25 protein-coding genes are annotated in these 25871 nt (G+C 70.5%); 13 read left to right on the forward strand and 12 right to left on the reverse strand.

The features are described 5' to 3' along the window. Window positions 1-26: 26 nt before the first annotated feature. Entirely contained in the window at window positions 27-2792 is a 2766-nt protein-coding gene (locus tag OG371_RS10910; protein WP_329073002.1) for a sacsin N-terminal ATP-binding-like domain-containing protein, read from the reverse strand. Window positions 2793-2829: 37 nt separating this feature from the next. Next, complete coding sequence (locus OG371_RS10915) at window positions 2830-4008, reverse strand: DUF3027 domain-containing protein (RefSeq protein WP_329068151.1); 1179 nt, start codon at window positions 4006-4008, stop codon at window positions 2830-2832. Between the two features lie 50 nt (window positions 4009-4058). On the opposite strand from OG371_RS10915, the gene OG371_RS10920 reads away from it, so the two are divergent. Genes OG371_RS10920 through OG371_RS10930 form a run of 3 tightly spaced genes read left to right on the forward strand, consistent with a single transcriptional unit; the run spans window position 4059 to window position 7526 of the window. Further along, a complete protein-coding gene (locus tag OG371_RS10920; protein WP_329068153.1) occupies window positions 4059-4835 on the forward strand; it encodes a glutaminyl-peptide cyclotransferase in 777 nt (258 codons plus the stop codon). 38 nt (window positions 4836-4873) lie between these two features. After that, entirely contained in the window at window positions 4874-7039 is a 2166-nt protein-coding gene (locus OG371_RS10925) for an MFS transporter (protein WP_329068155.1), read from the forward strand. Between the two features lie 10 nt (window positions 7040-7049). Further along, a complete protein-coding gene (locus OG371_RS10930) occupies window positions 7050-7526 on the forward strand; it encodes a DUF2771 family protein (RefSeq protein ID WP_329068157.1) in 477 nt (158 codons plus the stop codon). Between the two features lie 67 nt (window positions 7527-7593). Here the strand turns inward: OG371_RS10930 and OG371_RS10935 are convergent, their stop codons facing one another. Further along, the gene (locus OG371_RS10935) at window positions 7594-7980 is read right to left on the reverse strand and encodes a cold-shock protein (RefSeq protein ID WP_247025487.1); all 387 of its coding nucleotides are present in this window, start codon (window positions 7978-7980) and stop codon (window positions 7594-7596) included. Window positions 7981-8112: 132 nt separating this feature from the next. Between OG371_RS10935 and OG371_RS10940 the strand changes: the two genes are divergently transcribed. Beyond that, complete coding sequence (locus tag OG371_RS10940) at window positions 8113-8355, forward strand: hypothetical protein (protein ID WP_329068159.1); 243 nt, start codon at window positions 8113-8115, stop codon at window positions 8353-8355. A gap of 475 nt (window positions 8356-8830) precedes the next feature. Here the strand turns inward: OG371_RS10940 and OG371_RS10945 are convergent, their stop codons facing one another. Beyond that, window positions 8831-9451, reverse strand: a complete 621-nt coding sequence (locus OG371_RS10945; RefSeq protein ID WP_329068161.1) for an HAD family hydrolase — start codon at window positions 9449-9451, stop codon at window positions 8831-8833. 108 nt (window positions 9452-9559) lie between these two features. Between OG371_RS10945 and OG371_RS10950 the strand changes: the two genes are divergently transcribed. Then, entirely contained in the window at window positions 9560-10168 is a 609-nt protein-coding gene (locus tag OG371_RS10950) for a TetR/AcrR family transcriptional regulator (protein ID WP_329068163.1), read from the forward strand. Between the two features lie 16 nt (window positions 10169-10184). Then, window positions 10185-11159, forward strand: coding sequence for a R2-like ligand-binding oxidase (locus tag OG371_RS10955; RefSeq protein ID WP_329068165.1), 975 nt, complete (start codon window positions 10185-10187; stop codon window positions 11157-11159). Window positions 11160-11217: 58 nt separating this feature from the next. On the opposite strand, the gene OG371_RS10960 is transcribed toward OG371_RS10955, so the two are convergent. Continuing rightward, window positions 11218-12876 (reverse strand): AMP-binding protein, encoded by a 1659-nt coding sequence (locus OG371_RS10960; protein ID WP_329068167.1) that lies wholly within the window; start codon window positions 12874-12876, stop codon window positions 11218-11220. A 131-nt stretch (window positions 12877-13007) separates the two neighbouring features. On the opposite strand from OG371_RS10960, the gene OG371_RS10965 reads away from it, so the two are divergent. From OG371_RS10965 to OG371_RS10985, 5 genes are all read left to right on the forward strand, one after another. Next, the gene (locus OG371_RS10965) at window positions 13008-13781 is read left to right on the forward strand and encodes an ESX secretion-associated protein EspG (RefSeq protein ID WP_329068169.1); all 774 of its coding nucleotides are present in this window, start codon (window positions 13008-13010) and stop codon (window positions 13779-13781) included. Window positions 13782-14478: 697 nt separating this feature from the next. Then, entirely contained in the window at window positions 14479-14883 is a 405-nt protein-coding gene (locus tag OG371_RS10970) for a hypothetical protein (protein WP_329068171.1), read from the forward strand. Between the two features lie 466 nt (window positions 14884-15349). Further along, the gene (locus OG371_RS10975) at window positions 15350-15895 is read left to right on the forward strand and encodes a hypothetical protein (RefSeq protein ID WP_329068173.1); all 546 of its coding nucleotides are present in this window, start codon (window positions 15350-15352) and stop codon (window positions 15893-15895) included. Between the two features lie 103 nt (window positions 15896-15998). Beyond that, window positions 15999-16481: a hypothetical protein gene (locus tag OG371_RS10980; protein ID WP_329068175.1), complete on the forward strand. Its 483-nt coding sequence runs from the start codon at window positions 15999-16001 to the stop codon at window positions 16479-16481. 2 nt (window positions 16482-16483) lie between these two features. Continuing rightward, window positions 16484-17929, forward strand: coding sequence for a hypothetical protein (locus OG371_RS10985; protein ID WP_329068177.1), 1446 nt, complete (start codon window positions 16484-16486; stop codon window positions 17927-17929). Between the two features lie 298 nt (window positions 17930-18227). Here OG371_RS10985 and OG371_RS10990 read toward each other — a convergent pair whose 3' ends face one another. Further along, window positions 18228-19517, reverse strand: a complete 1290-nt coding sequence (locus OG371_RS10990; RefSeq protein ID WP_329068180.1) for an IS256 family transposase — start codon at window positions 19515-19517, stop codon at window positions 18228-18230. A gap of 403 nt (window positions 19518-19920) precedes the next feature. Here OG371_RS10990 and OG371_RS10995 point away from each other — a divergent pair, with 403 nt between their 5' ends. Next, window positions 19921-20691 carry a PhzF family phenazine biosynthesis protein gene (locus tag OG371_RS10995; protein ID WP_329068182.1) on the forward strand — a complete coding sequence of 257 codons (771 nt, stop codon included), beginning with the start codon at window positions 19921-19923 and terminating at the stop codon, window positions 20689-20691. Beyond that, the gene (locus OG371_RS11000; protein WP_329068183.1) at window positions 20691-21065 is read left to right on the forward strand and encodes a YccF domain-containing protein; all 375 of its coding nucleotides are present in this window, start codon (window positions 20691-20693) and stop codon (window positions 21063-21065) included. The genes OG371_RS10995 and OG371_RS11000 overlap by 1 nt, the downstream gene beginning before the upstream one ends. On the opposite strand, the gene OG371_RS11005 is transcribed toward OG371_RS11000, so the two are convergent. The 6 genes from OG371_RS11005 to OG371_RS11030 all read right to left on the reverse strand — a co-directional run bounded on the left by OG371_RS11005 (window position 21062) and on the right by OG371_RS11030 (window position 25868). Continuing rightward, on the reverse strand, window positions 21062-21856 hold the full coding sequence (locus OG371_RS11005; RefSeq protein WP_329068185.1) for a metallophosphoesterase family protein: 795 nt from the start codon (window positions 21854-21856) through the stop codon (window positions 21062-21064). The two genes, OG371_RS11000 and OG371_RS11005, sit on opposite strands and share 4 nt — an antisense overlap. 37 nt (window positions 21857-21893) lie before the next feature. Beyond that, window positions 21894-22688 carry an HAD-IIA family hydrolase gene (locus OG371_RS11010; protein WP_329073004.1) on the reverse strand — a complete coding sequence of 265 codons (795 nt, stop codon included), beginning with the start codon at window positions 22686-22688 and terminating at the stop codon, window positions 21894-21896. Between the two features lie 76 nt (window positions 22689-22764). Continuing rightward, window positions 22765-23844 (reverse strand): sulfate/molybdate ABC transporter ATP-binding protein, encoded by a 1080-nt coding sequence (locus OG371_RS11015; RefSeq protein WP_329068187.1) that lies wholly within the window; start codon window positions 23842-23844, stop codon window positions 22765-22767. Then, window positions 23841-24608, reverse strand: coding sequence for an ABC transporter permease (locus OG371_RS11020; protein ID WP_329068188.1), 768 nt, complete (start codon window positions 24606-24608; stop codon window positions 23841-23843). Before OG371_RS11020 ends, OG371_RS11015 begins: the two co-directional genes overlap by 4 nt. A 55-nt stretch (window positions 24609-24663) precedes the next feature. After that, entirely contained in the window at window positions 24664-25467 is an 804-nt protein-coding gene (gene modA / locus OG371_RS11025) for a molybdate ABC transporter substrate-binding protein (protein ID WP_329068190.1), read from the reverse strand. Then, complete coding sequence (locus tag OG371_RS11030; protein WP_091617316.1) at window positions 25464-25868, reverse strand: TOBE domain-containing protein; 405 nt, start codon at window positions 25866-25868, stop codon at window positions 25464-25466. Before OG371_RS11030 ends, modA begins: the two co-directional genes overlap by 4 nt. Between the last annotated feature and the right edge of the window lie 3 nt (window positions 25869-25871).

Raw genomic sequence — 25871 nt, forward strand, 5'->3', positions numbered from 1 at the left:
ACCGTCATAGCCACTCACGAGTCCTTCTAGTTCAGCAGGGTGCGGGGCGAAGGGTCGTCGAGCAGCGCGGTGATGCGGTAACGCTCCGCCCAGTGCCCGGTGGCCCAGGCGAACGCCCGCGCCAGTCCCTCCGAGGTGTCCGCCGCGTGCAGCCGCCCGTCCGTCCACCACGGAACGTCGTGGTCCGAGCCGTCCAGCGTGACGGTCAGCGAATCGTGCAGCAGCGGGCCGCCGTCCGGCAGCACCAGGCCGAGCTGGTCGGCGACCAGCCGCAACGCGGGCAGGTCGGACCACAGCACGTACTCGCCGTCGCTGGTGACCTCGGCCGTCAGGCTGGAGGCCAGCGGCAGGTCGAGCAGTTCGGCCAGGCGCTCGGGCTCCTCGGTCGCGGCGACGATCCGGGCGGCGTCCAGCGCCGCGGCGGGCCAGGGCACGTCGAGGACCACGGCCTGCTCGGCCTCGGCCACGGACCCGTCGGCGACGCGGACCCGGACCGGCGCGCCCAGCTCCTCGACGTCCACATCGGACTCCACGAGCGCGCGGTGCGCCCGGGCGGCCAGGCCCGGCGCGAGCGTGCGGCCGGCGTCACCCAGCCGGTCGAGCAGATCGGCCGCGTCCTCCACAGTAGACAGACCCAGTCCGGTCCGGACGCCGGCGGCGAGCAGAAGGTCTTCACTGAGGCCCAGATCGGGCACCTCGTCGTACAGCCCGGTCAGCTCGGCGGCCTCGGGCAGCCGCCACGAGCCCGGTGCCTCACCGGCCAGCAGCGCGTACCGGGCGAGCCACCAGCGGGCGTGCCCGTCGGGGGTGTGCAGCGCCTGCCAGGTCTCGGGCCGGGCGGCCAGCAGCCGGAGCGCGGCGGGCCACGCGTCGTCGGCGACCAGGTCGAGGTCGCGGATCGCCGCGACGGTCAGCGGCGGCCGTTCCAGCGAGTCCCACCAGGACTCCTCGTCGGGCAGGCCGTGGTCGGGCTCGTGCGGATCCTCGTCGCGGACCACGGCGAACGAGTCCAGCACCCCGGTGGCGACCAAAGTGGACTGGGGCCAGTCCTCGGCGAACTCGTCGTCGAGGACGGACATCGCCCCGTCCTCTTCGAACACCTCCGGGTCGAAGACGTCCAGCAGCGGTGATTCGGGGAGCACGAGCTCGTCGGCGCGCCGCCAGCCGTCCTCGGCGGGCAGCGCGAGCGCGCCCGCCCAGTCCGGGGCCTGGTCCCCGCACTCGGCGATCAGCCGGAGCACGGCGCCGGCGAGGTTCATCCCGTCCATTCCGGACCGGACGTCCTCGACACTGCGCTCCACTGCGAACTGCACCTGGTCGGCTTCGAGCAGCTGCTGGGCGTCGGCATGCTTGGCACCAAGGCGTTCCAGCAACGGGTGCGCGGCCGTCGGGTGCACCAGGCGCAGGCCCGGTACGTCCACATCGGACAGAAGCGCGAGCAGCTCGTTCGAGCCGTCCACGAGCAGCGCGCCCCGCGCACCGGGCAGGGTGCGGCCGTCGGAGAGCGGGACGGGCAGGCCGTCGAGCTGGGCCGGCGAGACGTCGTGCGTGTCGACCGCGATCGCCAGCGCCGCGTAGAGCCGGTGCCACCACTCGGGTTCACGACTGATCCCGGTCAGCAGCTCCAGCACGTCCTCGATGGTGAGCGGCTGAGCCGAGACCGGCTTGAGCACGCGGGCCGCGCCCGGCGGGGCGGGCACCAGCCCGGGCACGAGGTCGGCCAGCAGCGGCGGCAGCCCGGGCACGTCCACGTCGAGCACCCGCGCCTGCCGCCCGCTGATCTCCGCGCCGTCCTCGGTGGACAGCCAAGGCTCTTCGGACAGCACGGCGAAAACCAGGTCGCGCAGCTGAGCGTCCACTGTGGAGCGAGGGAACCCGGCGGCGGGGACGAGCGCGAAACGGTGCTCCGCCGGGATCGCGCGGACGAGGCCGACGTAGTCCTTCGCGGCCGCCTCCAGCGCCGCGGTCAGGGCCGCGCCGGGCAGCACGCGCCGCCGTGACGGCTCGACGGGCACCGGCGCGATGAGCCGCGCGGGCAGCGAAAGCGCGTCGTCGGTGGGGGTCGGGGCGTGGAGGACGTCCTCCTCCAGCGGCAGCGGCACGCCATCGGAGTCGACCGGGATGGCCCAGCCCTCGTGCGTCAGCCAGCTACGGTCGCCGCCCGGGCCGCGGATCTCGACGAGCTGGTCGCCGCTGCGCGTCCAGACCCGGCCGTCGACGTCGACCTCCGCCAGCCACGGCAGCGCCAGCAGCAGGTCCGGGATCTCGGCGGCGAGGCCGTCGAGCAGGGCTTTGCCGGATTCCGGGTCGCGCAGCGGCAGCCGGACCTCGGTGTCGTACCCGGCGGGCGGTTGCTCGTCGGTCGGCCAGAGCAGGCGCAGCACCGGGACTTCGCCGTCCCGCCGCGCTTCCCGCCGCGTGCGCCCGGCGGAGAACGCGACCCCGCCGGTGGTCGAAACCACCCGCGGCTCGTCGGTGACGGTCAGCACTGCGGCGAACCCGACACCGAATCGTCCGACCGTGTCCTGCTGTTCCTTCGCCGAAGCCCGCAGCGAAGCCAGCGACTCGACCCCGCGGGTGTCCAGCGGGGCGCCGGTGTTCGCCACCCGCAACTCACCGTCCACAACAGACACCCGGACCCGCCCGGGCGTCTTGGCCGCGAACGCCGCGTCGGCCGCGTTCTGCGCCAGCTCGACGAACAGCCGATCCCGATACGCCCCGACCCGCAGGTCCCGCTCGGCGTTGGTGTCCTCGGTGAACCGTGTCGGGGAGTCCAGCCACGCGCGCAGCATCGCCGCGCGCAACCGCTCAGTCCCGAACGGATCCCGCTCAGCCGCGCTCGTCACCGGCGTTTTCGGAACTCTCGACGTTGTTTTCGGTCACGACAGCCTCTTCGGCGACGGGAGACTCCTCGACTGCCGCAGGCTCCTCCGCGACAGCGGGCTCCTCCACCACGGCGACCTCTTCCACCACGGCAGGCTCCTCGACCACGGCAGCCTCTTCAGCTACAACGGGCTCCTCCGCGACAGCGGGTTCTTCCTCCGCGGCGACCTCTTCCGCAGCAGCAGGCTCTTCCGCGACAGCCGTCTCCTCGACGACCTCTTCCACGGCGACCGCCGCAGCGGCTTCCGGTTCAACCGTCTCAGCGGCGACCGTCTCCTCGGCCACCGCTTCTTCGGCCTCCGCGACCGTCTCGGCCGGAGCCGAGTCCGAAGGCGCCTCAGCCTCCGAAGCAGCGACAGCCGGTACCGGTACCGCAGCGAAGTCCAGCAGCGAGTCGTCGTACACGAGTTCCGCGACGGGGATCGAAGACGTGATCTCGACCTCGACCTCGGAGTGCGCGCCGCAGCCGTACTCGACGTCGACGATGTGGCCGTCGGCCGGGGAGATGTCGTTGGTGCAGCCGCCGAAGGAACCGCGCAGGGAGCCCGCGAGCGGCACGAAGAAGCCGCACGCGCCGCAGGTCCCGGGGGCGCTGCGGGCCATGTCCGAGCGGGGGCCGAACTCGCCGTCGTGCCAGCGGGCCGCGGCGTCCTGCCGGCCGAAGCGCGACAGCACGTGGACGCGGCCGAGGCCGGCCTCGTGCGCCACCTCCTCGACGGCCGGGTCGTCGGACTGGAGGTACGCGGGCACCAGGCGCGCGTCGTCCTTGTCCACCGGGAAGATGTCGCCGACGCCGAGGTCGCCCGCGCGGACCCGCCGCTCCCACGGCACCCAGGCCGGCGCCACCAGCGCGTCCGGGCCGGGGACGAGCGCGAGCTCGCTGACCGTCACCGGCTCGTCCGGGCCGGCCAGCGCGACCGTCACCGACCAGTGCCAGCCGAGATAGCCGGGCACCGACGCCTTGAACAGGTGACTCGCCGAGACGGCGTCCTCCCGTTCGACGCCGGCGTGCTCGCCGACCTGGTCAGCGGGGGCGTCCGCCAGCACGGCGGCGCGCGCCACGTCGGCGGCGTCGGCGAGTTTGCGGTGGATCGAGCCGTCGTCCAGGGTCAACAGCAGCGTCATGCCCCCAATTGTGCCGCACGCATCCGCGCCGCCCGTGCCAGGCTGTTCTAGTGCGAAACCCGATCATCTGGCCGCTGCTGGCGCTCGCCCTCGCCGGCGGCTGCGCGGGCACCCAGGCGGCGCCGGCCGCGCAGCCCGAGCAGCTGACCGTCCAAGTGCTGGGGACGCTGCCCCACGACACCTCCGCGTTCACCGAAGGGCTCGAGTTCTCCGGCACCACGCTGTACGAGAGCCGCGGCCTCGAAGGGCAGTCGGCGCTCACCGCGGGCCCGGCCGGGCAGGCGCCGACCGCCCGCGTGGCGCTGCCGTCGCCGCTGTTCGGCGAGGGCGTCACCGTGCTCGGGCCGAAGCTGTGGCAGCTGACCTGGCAGGACGGCTTCGCCATCGAGCGTGATTCGAAGACCCTCGCCGAGCTGCGCCGGGTCCCGTTCGAGGGTGAGGGCTGGGGCCTGTGCCACCAGCCCGACGGCCGGCTGGTGATGAGCAACGGGTCGTCGACGCTCACCTTCCGTGACCCGCAGACGTTTGCGGTCACCGGCAGTGTGGACGTCGGCGTGGACCAGCTGAACGAGCTCGAATGCGTCGGCGACACGGTGTACGCGAACGTGTGGAAAACCGGCACCATCCTGCGCATCGACGCGAAGACCGGCCAGGTCACCGGCAGCATCGACGCGGGCGGCCTGCGCACCCCGGCCGAGCCCGGCGAGGACGTGCTCAACGGCATCGCCGCGATCCCGGGCACCGACGAATTCCTGGTCACGGGGAAGCTGTGGCCGACGATGTTCTGGGTGAGGTTCGTCCCCGAATCCGCACCAAAAGGCCCGTGATCGGGCGGAACGCCGCCCGGATGAGGCAGGATTGACAGGTGGCACTCTTCGGTTCCCGCTCCGAACCCGACGGCACGCGCTCCGGCCGGCCGGGCCAGGGACGCGGCCGGAAGTCCAAGCGCCGGTGGACGCCGGAGCCCGGCGCCGCGCAGGCCCGCTCCTGGCGGGAGTCCCCGCCGCCGGACCAGCAGGCCCCGAAGATGCAGCCCACGAGGGTCGAGTACCCGGTCGAGCCGCCGCGCGTGCGGCCTGAGCACGTGCCCGCCGCCCCGCGCACCGAGCACCTCCCGCCCGAGGCCCCGAGAGCGCGACCCGAACGCATCCCCGCGGACCCGCCGCGGGCACGGCCGGACCACATTCCCGCGGACCGGACCCGCGTGCGACCGGATCCGTTCGCCGCGGACCCGGCCCGGGCCCGTCCCCAGCCCGTCCCGGCCGACGCGCCACGGCCGGAGCGCTTCGCCGCCGACGGCCCGCAGGCGCGCGTCTCCCCGGACGCCCGCCGCGCCGCAGACCCGCCGCGCGGCAGCCGGTTCTACGACGACGCGCACCCCGCGGCCGAGCCCCCGACCACCGCCGTCCCCGGCGGGCGACGGCCGCCGCCACCGCGGGGAGCCCGGCCGTTCCCGCCGCAGGACCACCGCACCGAGCCCGTGCGCCCGCGCGGCCACTACGACGATCGGCCCCGCAGCGACGAGTACGAGCACTACGACACCGGCGGTTACGCGGGTGAGCCCCGCGTCGACCCGGACGCCGATCGCGAAGAGGACCTTCGCACCACGGCGGTGCCCGGCGCGGGCTCGATCCCGCGGCTGCCGAAGAAGCTGACCGTCACGCGGGTCGCCGCGCTGCGCAGCCGTCAGCTCAGCGGCCAGGCCATCGGCATGTTCCAGCGCGCCACCAAGGCCGACGGCGCGGACAAGTCCGGCCTGACGTCGCTGATGTACGCGGTGATGCTGAACTACGCCAGCGACGCGGCCATGGCCATCGCGCTGGCGAACACCCTGTTCTTCGCCGCCACCAGCGGTGAGAGCAAGGGCAAGGTGGCGCTCTACCTGCTGATCACCATCGCGCCGTTCGCGCTCGTGGCGCCCGTGATCGGGCCGGCGCTGGACAAGATCCAGCACGGCCGCCGGCTCGCCATGTGCGTGGCGTCGATCGGCCAGGGCCTGATGGCCGTGGTGATGGCACTGCACTTCGACGACTGGCTGCTCTACCCCGCCGCGCTCGGCATGATGGTGCTGTCCAAGTCGTTCACCGTGCTCAAGGCCGCGATCACCCCGCGGGTGGTGCCGCCGGAGATCACGCTGTCGAAGACCAACGCCCGGATCACCGTGTTCGGCCTGGTCGCCGCTGGTGTGTTCGGCGCGCTGGCCAGCGGCGTCAACGGCCTCTGGGGCGCTTCGGGCGCGCTGTGGTTCACGGCGCTGATCTGCGGGGCCGCGGCCGTGCAGTCGATGCGGATCCCGTCGTGGGTCGAGGTGACCGAGGGCGAGGTGCCGACGTCGCTGTCCGCCCGGCCGGAGCCCAAGGCGCGCAAACAGCGCCAGCCGATGGGCCGGCACATCGTGGTTGCCTTGTGGGCCAACGGTTCCGTGCGCGTGCTGACCGGCTTCCTGATGATGTTCGCCGCGTTCGCGGTCAAGGCGCAGACCGAGGGCGCCGGGCACAGCCCGTTCATGCAGCTGCTGCTGCTCGGCATCATCGGCGCCGCCGCCGGGGCCGGCGGCTTCATCGGCAACGCGCTGGGCTCGCGCCTGCACTTCGGCTCGCCGGATCAGGTGGTCGTGCTCTGCGTGGCGGCCTGTGTGGTGACCACGCTCGTGGCGACGCTGCTGCCCGGGCTCGCGACGGCGGCCATCGTCGGCCTGGTCGGCTCGACGGCGAGCGCGCTGGCGAAGATCAGCCTCGACGCGGTGATCCAGGAGGACCTGCCGGAGCAGTCGCGCGCGTCGGCGTTCGGCCGGTCGGAAACCGTGCTGCAGCTGGCGTGGTGCTTCGGCGGCGCGGTCGGGCTGCTGCTGCCCCCGACGTACTGGATCGGCTTCATGGTGGTCACCGTGGTGCTGGCGGTCGGGCTGGTCCAGACGTACCTGGTGCGCCGCGGCAGCTCCCTGATCCCGGGCCTCGGCGGCGACCGGCCGCTGCGCCCGGAGCCGACGGGCAGCTTCCCCGCGCAGGGCGTGCCGGGGACCCGCCGGTAACCTTCGAATCATGCGACGTTCCCGTGTGGTGGCCGTGCTCGCGGCCGGTGGTCTCGCCGTGGCCGGCTGCTCCGCGCCCGGACCCGCCGAGGTGACCTTCTACGCCGACGGGCACACGATCCGCGTCGGCCCGATCGGCAACTGCGACATCACCACCGGCGTCTGCGCGGCCGACCCGGGCGCGGCGGGCACGCTGAAGGTGCGGCCGGGCCGCCCGGTCCAGGTCTCGGTGCCCAAGGAGGTCGCCGAGACGCCGTGGAAGATCACCGTGCAGTACGTCAACGGCAAGGGCCAGCCGCTGCCGTTGAAGGAGGACATCATCACCTCCCGCGACCGGTACGCGTACACCGCGGCGCCCCCGGCCAAGGACGACCAGATCGTGGTGGTCGAGATCGCGCAGGCCACCGTCATCAGCCGCACCGGCGACCCGAACGACGCGGAGCCGATCACCACCGCGCTGTGGTCGCTGCAGGTGCGCCCCGCCTGAGCGCGGTGCGCAGGAAAACGGGCCCTCTCGCTGAGCGAGCGGGCCCGTTTTCGGTCTGTGTGGCGGTTCAGGGATCCAGGTCCCGGGCGACCGCGCGCATGATCTCGCCGATCTGCTTGGTGTGCTTGCGATCCGGGTAGCGGTTGCGCCGCAGGTCCGGCTGCACCTTCAGCTCGAGCAGCTTGATCATGTCCTCGATGAGCCCGTGCAGCTCCTCGGCGGGACGGCGGCGCGCCTCGACCACGGACGGCGGCGGGTCCAGCAGCCGGACGGAGAGCGCCTGCGGCCCACGACGGCCGTCGGCGACGCCGAACTCCAGCCGCTGCCCGGCTTTGAGCCCCTCGACGCCCTGCGGCAGCGCGGCCTTGCGGATGTAGACGTCGGCTCCGCCGTCCTGCGTGACGAACCCGAACCCCTTCTCCGCGTCGTACCACTTGACCTTGCCGGTCGGCACTTCCCTCACCAGTCCTTCTGCTGTCCTGCTCACGACGAACGCGCCCCGGGCGTACCCAGGGCGCGCGTGCCGCCTAGCGTATCTCGCCACATGCTCTGGGGAGAAGCGGATACGGCGGATACGCTCAGCGCCATGGACAGCGTTACGAAGGAGACCGCCGTGGCCGCTACCGGCAAACCGATCCTGATGCGGATCGGCATCGGCCTCTTCGCCATCGGCATGCTCGCCGTGCTGGCGGTGTTCGTGATGTTCGCCGCCGGCCTGGAGAACCTGCCGGTGTGGCTGAGCGCGGTCGCCGGGGTGGTCACCCCGCTCGGCCTGTTGCTCGGCCTGATCGCCCTGGTCCGCGAAGCCCGCGCCGGCAAACACGGCTGAGGTTCGCGACTGGGCTGACGTGGCTCGCTGCCGCGACTGGGCTGCCGCGACCGGCCGTCGCGGCTGGCTGTCACGGCTAGCTGTCGCAGCTGGGCTGCCGTGACCGGCGGTCGCAGCTCACTGTCGCAGCTGGGCTGCCGTGACTGGCCGTCGCGGCTAGCCGTCGCGACTGCGCTGCCATGACCGGCCGACGCGGCTAGCTGTCGCGACCGGCCGTGCGGCATCGAGACCCGGCCGCCGCTCGTGTTCGGTACCGGCCTGGTTTCCCCGCCGCCAAAGGTGATCGTCGACACGCCCGCTTTCGCCCAGCGGCGATCCCGTCTGCCCGGCGACGCGCGCTGACCGACCCCGTCCGCCCGGCGATCACCCGCGCCAGCCAGTCGGCCCCAGGCCATCAACCGCGTCAGCGAGGCACGCCTCAACGGCCCAGGCGCCCAGACCGTCAGGCGAGCCCGCGCCTCACCGTCGGCCTCGGCTAAGCGGCAGTCCCGGCGAACGTCCGCGCAAACCAGTCCGGGAATTCCTCCAGCGACTCGAACACCACCGCCGCCCCCTCCGCGGCCAGTTCCTCCCGCGTGCACGGCCCGGTGGCGACCGCCACCGCGATCGCGTCGGCCGCGCGGGCGCCGCGGATGTCGCCGAGGTGGTCGCCGACGTAGGCCTGGGCGCCGTGGGCCAGCAGGGCCTCCGCCTTCCCGGTCGACCACAGCTCGCCGACGAGGTCGTCGACCTCCAGGCCCAGCGCGTCGACGTGCAGCTGTGCGTTCGGCCCGTACTTGCCCGTGACGACCAGCGTGCGCCCGCCCGCCGCGCGCACCGCCCGAAGCGCTTCCGCCGCGCCCGGCAGCGCGACGGTGATCGGCACGACCATCTCCGGGTACAGCGCGCGGAACCGGTCGACCAGCCCCGGGATCCGCTCCTCCGGCGCCTCGAAACCGCGCAGGATGTCGTCGAGCGGCGGGCCGAGGTTGGCGGCGAAGCTGTCGCCGTCCAGCCGCAGGCCGGACTCCGCGCCGAGCGCGTTCATCGCCGCGGCCATGCCCGGCCGCGGATCGATCAGTGTCATGTCGAGGTCGAACCCCACCGTGATGCCCACACCCGCCACGGTAGCCGGACCCACCGACAGGTTTTGACCACCGCTGTACATCCGATCGGGAGCGGTAAAGGTTCTTGACACCAGGACGTTCTATGTCAAGCTGGCACTGTGACCAGCTTCACCGAGCGCACCAAGGCTTCCTTGCGGGAGGCCTTGCTCGACGCGGCCGCGGACCTGCTCCCCGACCGCGGTCACGCGGCGCTGCGCATGGCCGACGTGGCGGCGCGCGCGGGGGTGAGCAGGCAGACCGTCTACAACGAGTTCGGCAACAAGGCGGCGCTCACCCAGGCTGTCGCGCTGCGCACGACTTCGGAGTTCCTCGACGGCATCCGGCAGCGCTTCGCCGACGCCGGCGACCTGCTGGACGGCATCCACTTCGCCGTGGTCTACACAGTCGAGCACGCCCGGGAAAACCGTCTCGTCGCCGCCGCGCTCGGCACCGACGCGGCGGAAGACCTGTTGCCCCTGCTGACCAGCCGGGGCGAGCCGATCCTCAGCGCCGCGACCGACCTGGCCACCGAGCAGTACCTCGAACTCGAGCCCGCGCTCTCGCCCGAATCCGCCGCGCTGCTGGCGGAGACGGTCGTGCGCCTTTCGCTGAGCCACCTGGTGCTGCCCACCCATACCGCGGTGGAGGCCGCCGACGCCGTGCTCGCGGTGCTGGCCCCCGCCGTCGACCGGTTCGTCCACACCACCGATTCGTCCACAACGGAGTGACACGAAGGGGCCAGTCATGACCGAGACACTGCCCGAGCTCCGCACGGGGTTCTCCTCGCTGCGCGAGGGCGGGCTCAACTGGGACTCGTTCCCGTTGCGCCTGTTCGTCAAGGGCAACAAGAAGTTCTGGAACCCGGCCGACCTCGACTTCAGCCGGGAGCGCGAGGGCTGGGAGAGCCTGACCGAGCAGCAGCGCCGGTCCACCACGTACCTGGTGGCGCAGTTCATCGCGGGCGAGGAGGCCGTCACCGAGGACATCCAGCCGTTCATGCGGGCGATGTCGTCCACCGGCCGGTTCGGCGACGAGATGTACCTCACGCAGTTCTGCTTCGAGGAGGCCAAGCACGTCGAGGTGTTCCGGCGCTGGATGGACGCCGTGGGCCTGGACGCCGACCTGCACCCGTACGTCGCGGAGAACCCGCACTACCGCAAGCTTTTCTACGAGGAGCTGCCGAATTCGCTGCGCGCGCTCGAGGACGATCCCAGTCCCCTCAACCAGATCCGCGCGAGCGTCACGTACAACCACGTGATCGAGGGCAGCCTGGCGCTCACCGGTTATTACTCGTGGCAGCTGATCTGCACGCAGCACCAGATCCTGCCCGGCATGCAGGAGCTGGTCCGCCGCATCGGCGACGACGAGCGGCGGCACATGGCGTGGGGCACCTTCACCTGCCGCCGCCACGTCGCGGCGGACGACTCGCTGTGGGACGCCGTCCAGCAGCGCATGGGCGAGCTGCTGCCGCACGCGCTCAACATGATCCAGTGGGTCACCGACCAGTTCGAAGAGGAGCCGTTCGAAAACGACCCGCAGGAGCTGATCACCTACGCCGCCGACCGCGCGCAGCGCCGGCTGGGCGCCATCGAGTCGGCCCGCGGTACCCCCGTCGAGCAGATCGACCTGGACTACTCGCCGGAGCGCCTCGAGGACACCTTCGGCGAGGAGGACGAGAAGGCGCTGGCCGAGGCCGCCGCGGCCGCCACCGCTTCCTGACGAGGAGGAACGGCCCCCGTCCGCTGGCCGAGCAGCGGATGGGGCCGTCCGAGCCGGTTCAGGCGTGCTTCGCCGCCGCGGCCGCTTCCAGGCCGAGCAGGGTGACGGACTGCTCGCGCATCTCGACCTTGCGCACCTTGCCCGTCACCGTCATCGGGAACTCGTCCACGATGTGCACGTAACGCGGGATCTTGTAACGCGCGAGCTTGCCGGTGCAGAACTCGCGCACGGCCTCCGCGGTGAGCGGCTCGGCGCCTTCGCGCACGCGGATCCAGGCCATCAGCTCCTCGCCATACTTCTGGTCCGGGACGCCGATCACCTGCGCGTCGAGGACGTCCGGGTGGGTGTAGAGGAACTCCTCGATCTCGCGCGGGTACACGTTTTCGCCGCCGCGGATGACCATGTCCTTGATCCGGCCGGTGATGTTGAGGTACCCCTCGTCGTCCATCACGGCCAGGTCGCCGGTGTGCATCCAGCGCGCGGCGTCGATGGCCTCGGCCGTCTTGTCGGGCTGCTCCCAGTAGCCGAGCATCACCGAGTAGCCGCGCGTGCAGAGCTCGCCGGGCTCGCCGCGGGGCAGCGTCAGCCCGGTGTCCGGATCGACCACTTTGGACTCCAGGTGCGGCCCGACGCGGCCGACGGTGGACACGCGGCGCTCCACCGAATCGTCCACCCGGGTCTGCGTGGACACCGGGGACGTCTCGGTCATGCCGTAGCAGATGGACACCTCGGTCATGCCCATCCGGTCGATCACCTGCTTCATCACCTCGACCGGGCAGGGCGAGCCGGCCATGATGCCGGTGCGCAGGGAGGACAGGTCGTGGTCGGCGAAGCCCGGGTCGTTCAGCTCGGCGATGAACATCGTCGGCACGCCGTAGAGCGAGGTGCACTGCTCGGCGGCGACCGCTTCGAGCGTCGCCTTCGGCTCGAACGCCGGCGCCGGGATCACCATGCACGCGCCGTGGCTGGTGCACGCGAGATTGCCCATCACCATGCCGAAGCAGTGGTAGAAGGGCACCGGGATGCAGACCTTGTCCTGCTCGGTGTAGCCGACCAGCTCACCGACGAAGTAGCCGTTGTTGAGGATGTTGTGGTGCGAAAGCGTGGCGCCCTTGGGAAAGCCCGTGGTGCCGGAGGTGTACTGGATGTTGATCGGGTCGTCGGCGGACTGGGCGGCCTGCAGCTTGGCCAGCACGGCCGGGTCGCCGCCGCGGCCGGCGTCCATCAGCGAGGTCCAGGAGTCCGTGCCGAGCAGCACGACGTGCTCCAGGCCCGGGCAGTCCGGGCGGACCTGCTCGATCATGCCGGCGTAGTCGGAGGTCTTGAACACCTCGGCGGCGACCAGCATCCGGACGCCCGCCTGCTTCAGCACGTACGCCAGCTCGTGTGAGCGGTAGGCGGGGTTGATGTTGACCAGGATGGCGCCGACCTTGGCGGTCGCGTACTGCAGCAGCGTCCACTCCGCGCGGTTCGGCGACCAGATGCCGACGCGGTCGCCCTTGCCGATGCCGGTGGCGACCAGGCCGTGGGCGAGGGAGTTGACGTCGTCGGCCAGCTCGCGGTACGTCCAGCGCAGGCCGGCCGCGCGGTCCACGAGCGCGTCGCGGTCGCCGAACGCGGCGACGGTGCGGTCGAAGTTGTCGCCGATGGTGTCGCCCAGGAGCGGGACTTCGGAGGTCCCGGAGGCATAGCTGGGCAGGGCGGGCGCGTCGGGCATGGGTGCCTCCGGTGGCGGGTCTTCGTCGACCTGCCGAGTCTAGGAAGCCGCGGGCCACACGACCAGCGGGCGGGGGCGCCGGTTCCGCTACCCTCGGTTCCGGGTTCGTCGTTCACGAGGGGATCAGTGACGTGCCGGAGGAATTCTCCCTGGGCTGGACCGAGGTCGACGTCGCGGTGCGGCGCACGGGGCTGCCCGCTTCGTGGCACCCCTTCGAGGTCCGCAGCGCGGGCTACACGCTCGACGAGCACGAGCGCCTGTCGAACGCCGCCTGGGACGCCATGCGCTCCCGCGGCCTCGCCGACGCGGACAAGCTGGACCACGAGGTCGCGGCCACCCTGCGGGCCTGGACGCGCCCGGAGGTCCTGATCATCGTCCGCGCGGCGGAGCTGGCCGGCGGGACGGTGCTGTATCGAGCCTGCGCGGGCGAGGGCTTGGGCGTCTTCTCGGAGGCCCTGCCCGACGGCATCCGCTTCCTGCAGGTCCGCCCCGAGCGTCTGGTGGAGACGGTGCTGAGCATGTTCCCGCCGTACGCCCCCCTGCCGGTCGCCCCGGTGACGATCACCCAGCACAACCGCCCCACCCGCCGCTCGGACCTCCCGGACAACTCCGACCGCGACTTCACCAGCGACACCCCCGGCCCCAGCCGCCGAGACCGCGACGCGCTGGCGCCGTACTCGAACTGGGCGCTGCATCGTCATGGCACGGTGGAACTCTCGCTGCGCCATGGCCAGGGCACTTTGCGTGCGGCCGGGACTACCACGTTCGTCGATACGGACGGCGGACGGTATTTGACGTTCATGGACACGCTGCCGGACGGGGATGTACGGCTGCGGTTCACCCCTTCTGACGGCTCTCACCTGCGACGGTGGTTGTTGGAGACGATTGAAGAGGGTGGGCGTTGAGGGGAGTTGGGCAATAGCCTGCTCTCGCTTCACCCGTGGCCCGATTTACCGCGAGGCCGAGAAAGCACACAACGGCCCGTTCCCGACGCGGAACAAGGAACCTGGCTGATGGAACCCAAGCGCTTCAAGGTCTTGGCCGCGGCCGCACTGGCCGGCGCAGCGCTGACCGCCTGCACCGCCGACGTCCGCGGGACAGCGCAGGCATCGTCCGCGTCTGCCACCTCACCAGCCGACGCGTCGAACCCCCTCAAAACCTGCCTCCCTGCCCAACCTTGGACCAGGTGGTGAGCGGGCAGCGGTTCGCAGCGGCAGTGCCGACCGTCGCGGACGCGCGGCACAGTTGCCGGGCGCACAAGGACACGCAAGGCAGTACCGAAGGCGTCGACATCAGCCTGTCCCTTCAAGACGGCCGAAGCTACAAGGACAACATTCAGAATCCCGGTCAGGCAAGGGCGGGAACGTGGGCCCCAGAGCCGCGATCGAAGAAGCCGAGCCGATCGGCGCCAAAGGAGATTGCGACATCGCAATCGAGGTGAAGCCGAACTCACGCGCCGTTATCGGCGTCTCGTCCGACGACACTGAGTAGGCTTGCAAGCTGGCCGAAAGCCTGGCCGATAAACTCGAACCGCTGCTTCCCAAGAGCACGTAGCGTCCGCACCAGAGATGCAACCCAGGGTGTGCCGCCCAGGAGGGCGCCGTGTCAGATCTGAATCGGCAGACAGTGATCATCCGGTGTTTGACGATCATGGCCGCTGTCGTGGGATCGGCAGCGTTTCTGACGGCATGTGGCACCAACGTCGGGGGCCAGGCTCAGCCGTCGAGCGTCTCGCCTGCTCTTCCGGCACCGGCGTCCTCGACCGGCCTCGGCGCGCTCAATCCGTGCAAGACCCTCGACGAAGTACTCGCCGGTCAAGGGATGCAGCCGGCCGCGACTGTCGCCGATCCGCAGCGAAGCTGCCACGCCGCCAAACCCTCGACTGGGACAGAGGACAACCTCGACATCGGGCTGTCACTGCAGGACGGGCAGAGCTATAAGGACAACATCAGCAACCCCAGCCAGGCCAGCCCCGGCACAGTCGGCCCCCGCGCCGCCGTCGAATAGCGCGAACCCGTCGGCGCCAAGGGCCAGTGTTCGATCGCCATCGAGGTGAAGCCCAACTCACGCGCACTGATCTCGGTCAGCGTCAACTCCGACACCGACAAAGCCTGCAAAACAGCCGAAGGTCTAGCCGACAAGCTCGAACCACTGCTCCCGAAGAACACCTGAGGGCTCCGCTCCGGGCGCTTCCCTCCGGAGACCGCACCGAGGCCGAGAAGGGGTGCTACTGCCGAGACTCAAAAGCAGCCTCCGCCTCATCAGTCCTTTAAGACAACTATCTGCTCCGAGGCCAGAACACTTGCAGCGCAGGCTGCGGGAGGGGACTAAGGAGAGAGTGTTAAGGGGTGTTGCGCGGTGTTCGGCCAAGGCGGCCGGCCACTGAGGCCCGGACGGCATCCAAGTCGGAGCACGGTCATAGCCCTGCACTGCGGTACACCACAGGGCAGGGTTTGCCCGTAGTGTTCATACCGTGACCGGATCGATCCGCAGCCTCTCGGCCATCATCTCCGTCGTGGCACTCGCGTGCGCCTTGACGGCCTGCAGCGACAAACTCGGCGGCCAGCCCGCTCCTGTGTCCAGCGACCCGAGCAGCCAGCCATCGGCGACCAGCGATACTCCATTGGCAGGTCTGAGCCCGTGCGCGACGCTCGACAAGGCACTGACCGGGCAGGGGTTCCCCGCAGCGGCACCCACGGCTGCCGATCCCGAACACAGTTGCGCGACAACCAAGCCACAGGTGGGCACCGTCGGCCTGATGCTCCAGGACGGCCGAACCATCAATGAGGACCTCGGCGACCCATCCAAAACAAAAACAGGAACGGTGCATGAGCGAGCGGCGATCCTCGAGCCCGGCTACCTCGGTACCAGCAGCGGCTGCGCAGTGGACATGGAGGTAAAACCGAAGTCACGCGTGACCGTCTCCGGCACCCTCTCCACTGGGACGACTGATCAGGCCTGCGATTTCGCGCGGTCAGCAGCGGAAGCCGTCGAGCTGCTGCTCCCCAAGAACAGCTGAGCAGCGGGCCACCAGTTAGTTGAAACCCCCTGACAGGCCCAGAGAGTCGAACTAGAGTGACAGGCAAGCACTCAGCGTGTACAGAAGGGTGAGGTGAGTCACGATGAGTACAGGGTCCGAGTTCGACGGCCCACCGGCGGCCGCCCCCAGCGGCGACGCCGGGCAAAACTTTCTCTCGAACTTGCTCTATAACCCTATGGACAGCGCTGGGGCACAAAAACTCAATGAAGGTGCGCAGCAGTTCAAAGCACTGGCAGAGAACGGTAGTTTTGCCATAAACGAAGAGGGTTTTGCCGCCTACCAAAAAGTATGCGATAAATTCCTCGACGGCTACAGCGACATGAGCACAGAGTTGCTGTTCCTTCTCAGGCGCGCAAAAATGGGTTCGAGCGACTACGCCAAACAAGTTTCCGATTTCAATGTCAAAGTCGCTGCCGGCGACGAGCAGTCCTTGATCCCCAATTTCGAGCTGCTGAAAACCGGCTTCGAGCAGGTGAAGGAAGCACTGGCGATCGCCCGTAAGAACTACAACGCCACCGAAGACTCGCATCAGCAGGCCCTGTCCAAGCTGCACGGAGAGCACTAGCCATGGTAGAAGCGGCAGAGCATCGCCAGTACGAGGCCGATTACTACACGGACACCCAGCGCAAGCAGCAACAGAGCCTCAAGAACTTCGGCGCGGAGGACAAGGCGGATGTCAGTAAGGGCATCCAGGGGCGGACCGAGCAGGCTGCGTCCCAGTATTCGGTCTCCCAAGGCGATCAGCTGCTGCAAGGCCAGACAACGCGTGGCGACGCGCCTACGCCGAACGCGAACTACGCGGCCCATGACCATCAGGCGCTCTACGACATGGTCCACAACGACTTGGACGCCGGCGACATCGACGCCAAAGGCCGGGTCTCCAACAAGCTGGGAAACTGGCTCGCCGATATCTCAGACGCCGCGAATGAAGCGACCACCGCGAGTGGTGCACAGTGGCAAGGTGCCGGCGCTTCGCAAGCGCACGGATTCTTTCAAAACACGGCCACTTACACCGCGCAAACCGCGAGCGCCGCGCAGCTGAGTTCCAACCGCTACTCCCAGCAGGCTGCGGCCGCGGACCACGCGCAGAAGAGCATGCCGAAGCCCAGTGGCTTCAATCAAGACGCCGAAATCGAAAAGGCGACCGTGCAGTACGCGACCGGTAATCCGGCTGCGGGAGCACAGACGATGAACGCCGTCGCGGCCAAGCAGCAGCAGGCGCAAGCCGACCACGCCCAAGCGGTGCAGGTCCTGCAAGGGCTGGACAACACGTACCACGGAACGGCCACCACACAGCCCTCCTTCACACCGCCTCCGCAGATCGGCGCGCCGGACAGCAGCACCCACATCAGCAGCGCCGATTCCGGCGGCGGTGTCGGCACGCACGGGTCCGGGGTCGGGGCGCCCGGGGGCAGCAGTTACAACCCGGCGGGCGGCCAGCCTGGTGGCGGGCAGCCCGGAGTGGGCACCGGCGGGGCCGGGTCGTCGTACACGCCTGGGTCCGGTGCCAGTACCGGAGCAGGCAACATCGGTGGGCCACCCGGGGGTGGCGGCGGGTTCCGCGGCCCCGGCGGTGGCGGCGGTTTCGGCCGGGTCACCCCCGACGCGCTGGCGATGGGCGGTCCGCCCGGTGGCGGCGGCAGCGGGGGTGGCGACATCACCCGCAGCCGGCCGGGGATCGGGACCGGGCGGTCCGGCGGTGGGTTCGCGGGCAGCCGCGTGTCCGGTGGCGGGTACAAGCCCGGCGAGGTCGAAGAGCCCGGCAAAGGCACCGGCAAGGGTGCTGCCGGCGAGCGGCTCGAACGCGGGGGCACCGCCGCGGCGAACGCAGGCAAAGCCGGCAAAGCGGGCGAGGGCGGAGCCGCGGGCAACGCCGCCGGCAAGAAGAAGGAAGAAGACAAGGAACACAAGAACAAAATCCCGACCCAGGTCGACCCCGACGAGGTCTTCGAGGTCCGACCCGAACGCGGCCCCGACGGCGAGAAGATCACCCCACCGGTGATCGGCGGCTGACAGCACGAAAGACGCGGGCCACCAGCTGTTCGAAGACTGGACAGCTGGTGGGCGCGCCAGTGCTCGGGGCGATCGGCGGCCACGGCCCGAGCCGCTCGGCCAGCTGACATGAGTCGACAAGACTGCACGGCGCGGCACCGGGAAGCGCCAGGCCACCCCGGACCCAGGCAGTCATCAAGACCGCACGACCTGGCGCTGGGAAGGACGACGACAGCCCCGACCCCAGGTGGTCGACAAAGCCACACGGCCCGGCGCTGGGAAGCGCGAGCAATAGTCAAGACCTGTGGATGAAGATCTTTTAGGCGGCTGCGGGTGGGATGTGTTCGGTGGGGCGTTCGACGAGTTTGCCTGCCTCGAACCGTGCGCCGGCACGGACGAGGGCGACCAGGTGGGGCGCGTTGACCGCGCGCCAGCGAGCCTGGGCCGCTTCGATGAGCTTGAATGCCATCGCCAACCCCGCCGCGCGGGAGCCAGGACCCTTGGTGACCTTGGTGCGGTGCCGCACGGTGGCGAAGGTTGACTCGATCGGGTTCGTGGTCCGCAGGTGGATCCAGTGCTCGGCCGGATAGTCGTAGAACGCCAGCAGCACGTCAATGTCGTCGGTGATCTTGGCGGCGGCCTTGGGGAACTTCGCGCCGTAGGCGGCATCGAACGCCTTCACCGCGTCCAGGGCGTGCCGGCGGTCTTCGGCGTTCCAGATCTGCGCGAGGGCCTTCTTCGCCCCGGGATGCGCGGACTTGGGCAGCGCCGCCAGCACGTTGGCGATCTTGTGGAACCAGCAGCGCTGCTCCCGGGTCTCGGGAAACACCTCCCGCAGCGCGCCCCAGAACCCCAGTGCCCCGTCGCCCGCGGCCAGCACCGGGGCACGCATCCCGCGGCGGCGGGCATCGCGCAGCAGATCCGCCCAGGACTCGGCCGACTCGCGGTACCCGTCAGCCAGCGCGACGAGCTCCTTGCGGCCGTCGGCGCGCACCCCGATCATCACCAGCAGGCACAGTTTCTGCTCTTCCAGGCGGATGTTGACGTGGATCCCGTCCGCCCACAGATAAACAAAGTCCACAGTGGACAGATCACGTTCGGCGAAGGCGCGTTGTTCGGCCTTCCACTGCTCGGTCAGCTTCGTGATCACCGGACCCGACAGGCCCTTCGCCGACCCGAGGAACTGACCCAGCGCTGGCACGAAGTCCCCCGAGGACAGGCCGTGCAGGTACAGCAAGGGCAGCACCTCGGTGATCTTCGGGGTCTTGCGTGCCCACGGCGGCAGGATCGCCGAGGAGAACCGCTCGCGTTCGCCGGTGTCGGGGTCGATGCGCTTGTCGTTGACCCGCGGCGCGGTCACCTCGACCGCGCCCGCGCTGGTCAGCACCTCGCGCGGTTCGTGGTGACCGTTGCGCACCACCAGGCGATGCCCGTTCTCGTCACGCTCGCCGGCGAACCGGGCAATGTAGGCCTCGACCTCGGCCTGCAACGCCTCGGCCAGCATCCGCCGCGCGCCTTCACGCACCAGCTCATCGATCATCGACGACGCGGACGAGCCGCCCGCCGCACCGTCATCACCAGCAGCAGGATCAGGGACTACGCTCAGCATCGGGTCGTGCCTTCCCGGCCGACGTTGGCGCGTCGGCCATGCTTGGAAACCTCATCCGGTCACCGGGAAGGTACGCCCCCTTCCCAGCCATCCACAGGTTTCAAGCATTGCTCGGAAGCGCCAGCGCAACCCGGAATCCAGCAGCCGACAAGACTGCACGGCACGACACCGCGGAGTGCCCAGGGCAACCGTGGCCACCAAGTCGACAAGACTGCACGGCCCGACATCGGGAAACGCGAGGGCAGCCAGGCGGTCGACTAAGCCACACGGCCGGGCACTGGAAAGCGCACGGGCAACTCCAGCCCCAGACAACCCGCCCCCAGAACCACCACAACAACCCCGACCCCAACATCAGGGGCCAACCCCGATGTGCGGCCCACATCTGTCCGGCATCCTTACCCGTATGCGTTTCTACCTCGTCGACGCCTTCACCGATCGGCCGTTCGCCGGGAACCCGGCCGGGGTCGTGGTGCTGGACGAACCGGCCGACGCGCGGTGGATGCAAGACGTGGCCGCCGAGATGAAGCATCCGGAGACCGCGTTCGTCGTCACGGCACAAGCGGCACAAGCCGCACGAGAGCCCAAGTCGCTCAGGTGGTTCACGCCCATGACGGAAGTCGACCTCTGTGGGCACGCCACCGTTGCCACCACGCACGTGCTCGGCGGACGCCAGCGCTTCGCAACCCGCAGCGGCATCCTCACCTGCGAGGCCCGCGACGGCTGGGTCGAGCTGGACTTTCCCGCCGATCCGCCCCAGCCGACCGACGACGACCTCCACACGGTCCTGCGCGGCACCAAGATCACCTTCACCGGGCGGGGGCGCGAGAACCTGTTCGCCGTGCTGAAAGACGCCGACGCCGTGCGGAACGCGCAGCCTGACCTCAACGCCCTGCGCGCCCTCTGGAAAGGCCGGCTCGTGATCACCGCCGAGGGCCACCACACGGACTTCGTCAGCCGGTTCTTCGGGCCTGGCGTCGGGGTGGACGAGGATCCGGTCACCGGGTCCGCGCACTGCACGCTGGCGCCGTACTGGGCCGGGCGGATCGGGCGCACCGAGCTGACCGGCGAGCAGGCCTCCGCGCGGGGCGGGATCGTCAAAACCGAACTCAAGGGCGACCGCGTGCTCCTGCGCGGTCAGGCCGTCACCATCGTGAGCGGGGAGCTGCACGTCTGATGCGTCTGCTGCTGAACATCATCTGGCTCGTGCTCTGCGGCTTCTGGATGGCCCTGGGCTATCTGCTCGCGGGCGTCGTCTGCTGCATCCTGATCGTCACGATCCCGTTCGGGCTCGCGTCGTTCCGGATCGCGAACTACGCGCTGTGGCCGTTCGGGCGGACGGTGGTCGAACGGGGCGACGCCGGGGCCGGGTCGGCCATCGGCAACGTCATCTGGTTCATCTTCGCCGGGCTGTGGCTCGCCATCGGGCACATCCTGACCGGGGTGGCGCTGTGCGTCACGATCATCGGCATCCCGCTGGGCCTGGCGAACTTCAAGCTCGTCCCGGTCTCACTGATGCCACTGGGCAAGGAGATCGTGGACCTGCCCTAGTCCTCCGGCTCGAACGGCAGCTTCACCACCAGGCACGGGCCGCCGACGAACAGGCCGCCGTCGATGCCCAGCGCTTTGCCGCCGGCGTAGAGGTACGGGCGCTCGATCTGCGCCGGGTGGATGCCCAGCTGGTCGGCGATCACGCTGTGCCCGTGCACGATCCGCTTGCCGCCCAGCGCGTCCAACAGCTTCTGCGCGTTCTCCTCGCCGGACGGTCCGCGGAAGGCGTAACGCGTGGTCATCCGGCGCCACACCTCCCACCAGGACTCGATGTCGCTGCCGGACAGGATCTCGTGCGCGGCGGCGTTGATCGCCTCGATGTCCTCGCCCCAGTCGAGGTATTCGAGGGTGTCGGAGTGCAGCAGCAGGTGGTCGTCGGCGAGCGCGACCAGCGGACGCTCGCTCAGCCACTCGATGTGCTCCGGGGTCAGCCGGTCCTGATCGGACAGCAGGCCGCCGTTGATCTCCCAGCTGCGCGCGAAGCTGCGCGGGCCGAAGTCGGACGGCACCTGCCGGTCGCCGAAGTGGTACATCCCCAGCAGCAGGATCTCGTGGTTGCCCAGCAGCATCTGCACCGAGCCGCCCGCCTCGGGCGCTTGCCCGTGCAGCTCACGGACGAGATCGATCACGCCGACGCCGTCCGGACCGCGGTCCACGAAGTCCCCCAGGAACCACAGCTGGTCCTCCGCACCGGCCCAGTTGCCCTCGTCGTCGACGAGACCCTCGGCGCGGAGCGCGTCGGCCAGGGCATCACGGTGCCCGTGGACGTCGCCCACCACATAGACGCTCATCATTCGACGATATGCCCCGCTCCCGGGCCGGTGTCGGTCAGCCTTCGCCGAACGGGTCCATGGTTCGCCCGATCAGGTCGGCCACCGAGTCGATCACCATGGTGGGCCGGTACGGATAGCGCTCGGCCGACTCCGGAGTGGAGATGCCGGTGAGCACCAGGATCGTCTGCAGCCCCGCTTCGATGCCCGAGTGGACGTCGGTGTCCATCCGGTCGCCGATCATCAGCGTCGACTCCGAGTGCGCGCCGAGCCGCCGCAGCGCCGAGCGCATCATCAGCGGGTTCGGCTTGCCGACGTAGTACGGCGAGCGCCCGGTGGCCTTCTCGATCAGCGCCGCGACGGAGCCGGTGGCGGGCATCGAGCCGTCGATGCTCGGGCCGGTGGCGTCCGGGTTGGTGGCGATGAACTTCGCGCCGCCCTCGATCAGCCGGATGGCGCGGGTGATCGCGCTGAAGCTGTACGTGCGGGTCTCGCCCAGCACCACGTAGTCCGGGTCGCGGTCGGTCAGCACGTAACCGACCTCGTGCAACGCCGTGGTCAGGCCGGCCTCGCCGATCACGAACGCCGAGCCGCCCGGCCGCTGCGAGTCCAGGAACTTCGCGGTGGCCAGCGCCGAGGTCCAGATCGACTCCTCGGGGATGTCCAGCCCGGTGCGCTCGAGCCGCGCCCGCAGGTCCCGCGGGGTGTAGATCGAATTGTTGGTCAGCACCAGGAACTTGATCCCGTTGTCCCGCAGCTCGGCGAGGAACTCGTCCGCCCGGGGCACGAGGTGCTCCTCGCGAACCAGGACGCCGTCCATGTCGGTCAGGTAGGTCCAGCGGCCTTCGGTCACCGTCACCCGTCCTCGTTTCTTGATCACGGAGCAGAGCAACCGAACCGTATCACCGAAAACCGTGCCGACCGCGGCTTCAGCCCGTCGCCGCAGGGTGCACCGCCACCGCCGCGGCCTTCACCGAGAGCGTCACCGCGGTCTCCGGCTCCAACGCCAGCTCCGCGACCGCCGCCGGGGTCAGATCGGCGGAGAGGCCGTCGGCCCAGCCCGCGGCGGACAGCCGGACCCGGATCACCGGGCCGTGCGGCTCGAGGGCGGCGACCACAGCTCCGGCAGTGTTGCGCGGACTCCCCCGGTGCTCGTCGCCGGGCGGGAGGATGGCCACCGAGCTGGGCTCGAACACGGCGACGGCCGGCTCGCCCACCACCGCGTCCGGCGAGAGCAGACCGGCGACGACCTGGCCGGACGCGGTGCGCAGGCCGTTGTCCTCGGCCACCCCGGCCACCAGGTTCAGCCCGGCGATCCGGGCGGTGAACGGCGTCCGCGGCGCGGCCAGCACCTCCCGGGTCGGCCCGCGCTCGACGATCCGCCCGTCGGCCAGCACGGCGACGTGGTCGGCCAGCGCGAGCGCGTCCAGTGGGTCGTGCGTGACCAGCACTGTGGTCGGGCCCGTGCGCAGCACCCGTCGCAGCAGGCCGCGGATGGCCGGGGCCGAGTCCACGTCCAGCGCGGCGAACGGCTCGTCCAGCAGCAGCAACGACGGCGAGGCGGCCAGCGCCCGCGCGATCGCCACCCGCTGCTGCTGTCCGCCGGAGAGCCGGCTGGGGCGGCGGCCGGCGAACTCCGCCGCGTCCACCTCCGAAAGCCACCGCGTCGCGACCTCTCGCGAACGCGCGCGCCCGGACCCGGCCGAGCGCGGCGCGAAGGCGACATTGTCCAAAGCGGACAGATGCGGGAACAGCAGCGCGTCCTGGGAAAGCAGCCCGATGCCGCGGGCGTGCGGCGGCAGGTCGACGCCGTCGCCGGCCAGCACCCGGCCGTCGAGCCTGATGTCCGCGGTGCCCGCCTGCACCAGCCCGGCCAGGCAGCCGAGCACGGTCGACTTGCCCGAGCCGTTCGGCCCGAGCAGGGCGAGCACACTGCCGTCGGGCACGGTGAAGTCGACGTCGAGGTCGAACGAGCCGCGAGAAAGCGAAAGCCGCACCGAGAGCGTCACCGGAGCCCGCCTTCCCAAGAGCGCGGCCGGGCCACCGCGATCACCACGATCGCGACCACGATGAGCAGCAGCGCGAGCGCGACGGCACTGTCGATGTCCACTTCGGCCTGCGTGTAGACCTCCAGCGGCAGCGTCCGCGTGACGCCCTCCAGGCTGCCGGCGAAGGTGATCGTCGCGCCGAACTCCCCCAGCGCGCGGGCGAAACTGAGCACCACACCGGAGCCCAGCGCCGGCAGCAGCAACGGGAGCGTCACGCGGCGGAACACCGTCCACGGGCGCGCGCCGAGCGTCGAGGCCACCTGCTCGTACCGGTCGCCGGAGCCGCGCAGCGCGCCCTCCAGGCTGACCACCAGGAACGGCATGGCCACGAAGGTCTGCGCGATCACCACGGCCGCGGTGGTGAACGGCACCTGCTGCCCGGTCAGCGTCATGATCAGCATGCCGAGAAAACCCTTGCGGCCCAACAGGTACAGCAGCGCGAGGCCACCGACCACCGGCGGCAGCACCAGCGGGAGCAGCACGATCGAGCGCAGCAGCCGGACGCCGGGCACCCGCGAGCGCGCCAGCACCACGGCCAGCGGCACGCCGAGGACCACACAGGCCACTGTGGACAGCGCGGCCGTCACGACGGACAGCTTCAGCGCGTTCAGTGACGAGGAAGTGACCAGGAGCGACGGGAAGCGGGTGACGTCCGAGCGCACCAGGAGCCCGATGACGGGCAGCACGACCAGCGCCAGCGCGACGATGGCCGGCAGCCAGAGCACGAGGGGGACACGCGCGTGCGGCGGCCGCAGAGCAGCCGCCGCACGTCGCCGTCCCTTACTGGGCCGGGCCAAACCCGATCTTGGTCAGCTCGTCCTTGCCCGGCGCGCCGAGCACGAAGTCGGTGAACTCCTTGGCCAGCGCGGCCTGCGGAGCGTTCTTCACGACGGCGATCGGGTAGTTGTTGATCGCGCCCGCGGCGTCCGGGAAGTCCACCTTGTCGACCTTGCCCGCGGCCGAGGTCGCGTCGGTCACGTAGACCAGGCCGGCGTCGGCGTCACCCGACTGCACCTTGGCCAGCACCTGCTTGACGTCCTGCTCCTCGCTCGCCGGCTTGAGCGTGACGCCGGTGTTCTTCTCCACCTTCTGCGTCGCCGAGCCGCACGGCACCTGCTGCGCGCAGACGACCACGGTCAGCCCGCTCTTGGCCAGGTCGGCGAACGACTTGATGCCCTTGGGGTTGCCCTTGGCCACGGCGATGGTCAGCTTGTTCGTGGCGAAGACCGTGGGCTGGCCGTCGATCACGCCGCCCTGCACGGCCTTGTCCATGTTGGCCTGGTCGGCCGAGGCGAAGACGTCGGCCTTCGCGCCGTTGTCGAGCTTCTGCACCAGCGCCGACGAGCCCTCGAAGTCGAACTTCACGGTGACGCCCGGGTGCGCGCTCTCGAACTGCTTGCCCAGCGCGTTGAACGATTCGGTCAGCGACGCCGCCGCGTACACCGTGAGGGTGCCCCCGCCGCTGCCCCCAGGCGCCGGCGCGGGCGCGCTGCTCGCGTTGGGGTTGCTGCTGGCCTGGTCGTTCGAGCTGCACGCGCCGGCGAACAACGCGACCGCCGCCACGGCGATGGCGAGCTTCTTCATCTGTTTCCTTCCGGGGTCTCCACCACGACGGTGGTCGCCTTCACAACGGCGACCGCGAGGACGCCCGGGCGCAACCCGAGCTCGCGGACGGCTTCGGTACTCATCAATGACACCACGCGGTGCGCCCCGCACTGCAGCTCGACCTGCGCCATCACTTTGTCGGCGATGACCTCTGTGACGAGCCCCACGAAGCGGTTGCGGGCGGAGCGCCCGACCGCCGACGGGTCCTCGAGGCCGACGGCCTGCGCGCGGGCGAACCCGGCGAGCTGGGCGCCGTCCACGACCTTGCGGCCGGCGGCGTCGTCGGTCGCGGTCAGCTGACCGGCCCGGACCCAGCGCCGGACGGTGTCGTCACTGACGCCGAGGAGCCGAGCGGCCTCGGACAACCGAAATTGCGGCATGGC

Origin of the sequence: Amycolatopsis sp. NBC_01480 (genome assembly GCF_036227205.1) — a bacterium.
GTDB lineage: Bacteria > Actinomycetota > Actinomycetes > Mycobacteriales > Pseudonocardiaceae > Amycolatopsis.

Bases quoted from the DNA above. Each gene is read 5' to 3' on its own strand.
- modA (WP_329068190.1), bottom strand. From the start codon at position 25,467: ATGAAGAAGCTCGCCATCGCCGTGGCGGCGGTCGCGTTGTTCGCCGGC.
- OG371_RS10915 (WP_329068151.1), bottom strand. From the start codon at position 4,008: ATGACGCTGCTGTTGACCCTGGACGACGGCTCGATCCACCGCAAACTC.
- OG371_RS10955 (WP_329068165.1), top strand. From the start codon at position 10,185: ATGACCGAGACACTGCCCGAGCTCCGCACGGGGTTCTCCTCGCTGCGC.
- OG371_RS10995 (WP_329068182.1), top strand. From the start codon at position 19,921: ATGCGTTTCTACCTCGTCGACGCCTTCACCGATCGGCCGTTCGCCGGG.
- OG371_RS10985 (WP_329068177.1), top strand. From the start codon at position 16,484: ATGGTAGAAGCGGCAGAGCATCGCCAGTACGAGGCCGATTACTACACG.
- OG371_RS10980 (WP_329068175.1), top strand. From the start codon at position 15,999: ATGAGTACAGGGTCCGAGTTCGACGGCCCACCGGCGGCCGCCCCCAGC.
- OG371_RS11000 (WP_329068183.1), top strand. From the start codon at position 20,691: ATGCGTCTGCTGCTGAACATCATCTGGCTCGTGCTCTGCGGCTTCTGG.
- OG371_RS10940 (WP_329068159.1), top strand. From the start codon at position 8,113: ATGGACAGCGTTACGAAGGAGACCGCCGTGGCCGCTACCGGCAAACCG.
- OG371_RS10930 (WP_329068157.1), top strand. From the start codon at position 7,050: ATGCGACGTTCCCGTGTGGTGGCCGTGCTCGCGGCCGGTGGTCTCGCC.
- OG371_RS10990 (WP_329068180.1), bottom strand. From the start codon at position 19,517: ATGCTGAGCGTAGTCCCTGATCCTGCTGCTGGTGATGACGGTGCGGCG.
- OG371_RS11030 (WP_091617316.1), bottom strand. From the start codon at position 25,868: ATGCCGCAATTTCGGTTGTCCGAGGCCGCTCGGCTCCTCGGCGTCAGT.
- OG371_RS11005 (WP_329068185.1), bottom strand. From the start codon at position 21,856: ATGAGCGTCTATGTGGTGGGCGACGTCCACGGGCACCGTGATGCCCTG.
- OG371_RS10910 (WP_329073002.1), bottom strand. From the start codon at position 2,792: ATGCTGCGCGCGTGGCTGGACTCCCCGACACGGTTCACCGAGGACACC.
- OG371_RS10960 (WP_329068167.1), bottom strand. From the start codon at position 12,876: ATGCCCGACGCGCCCGCCCTGCCCAGCTATGCCTCCGGGACCTCCGAA.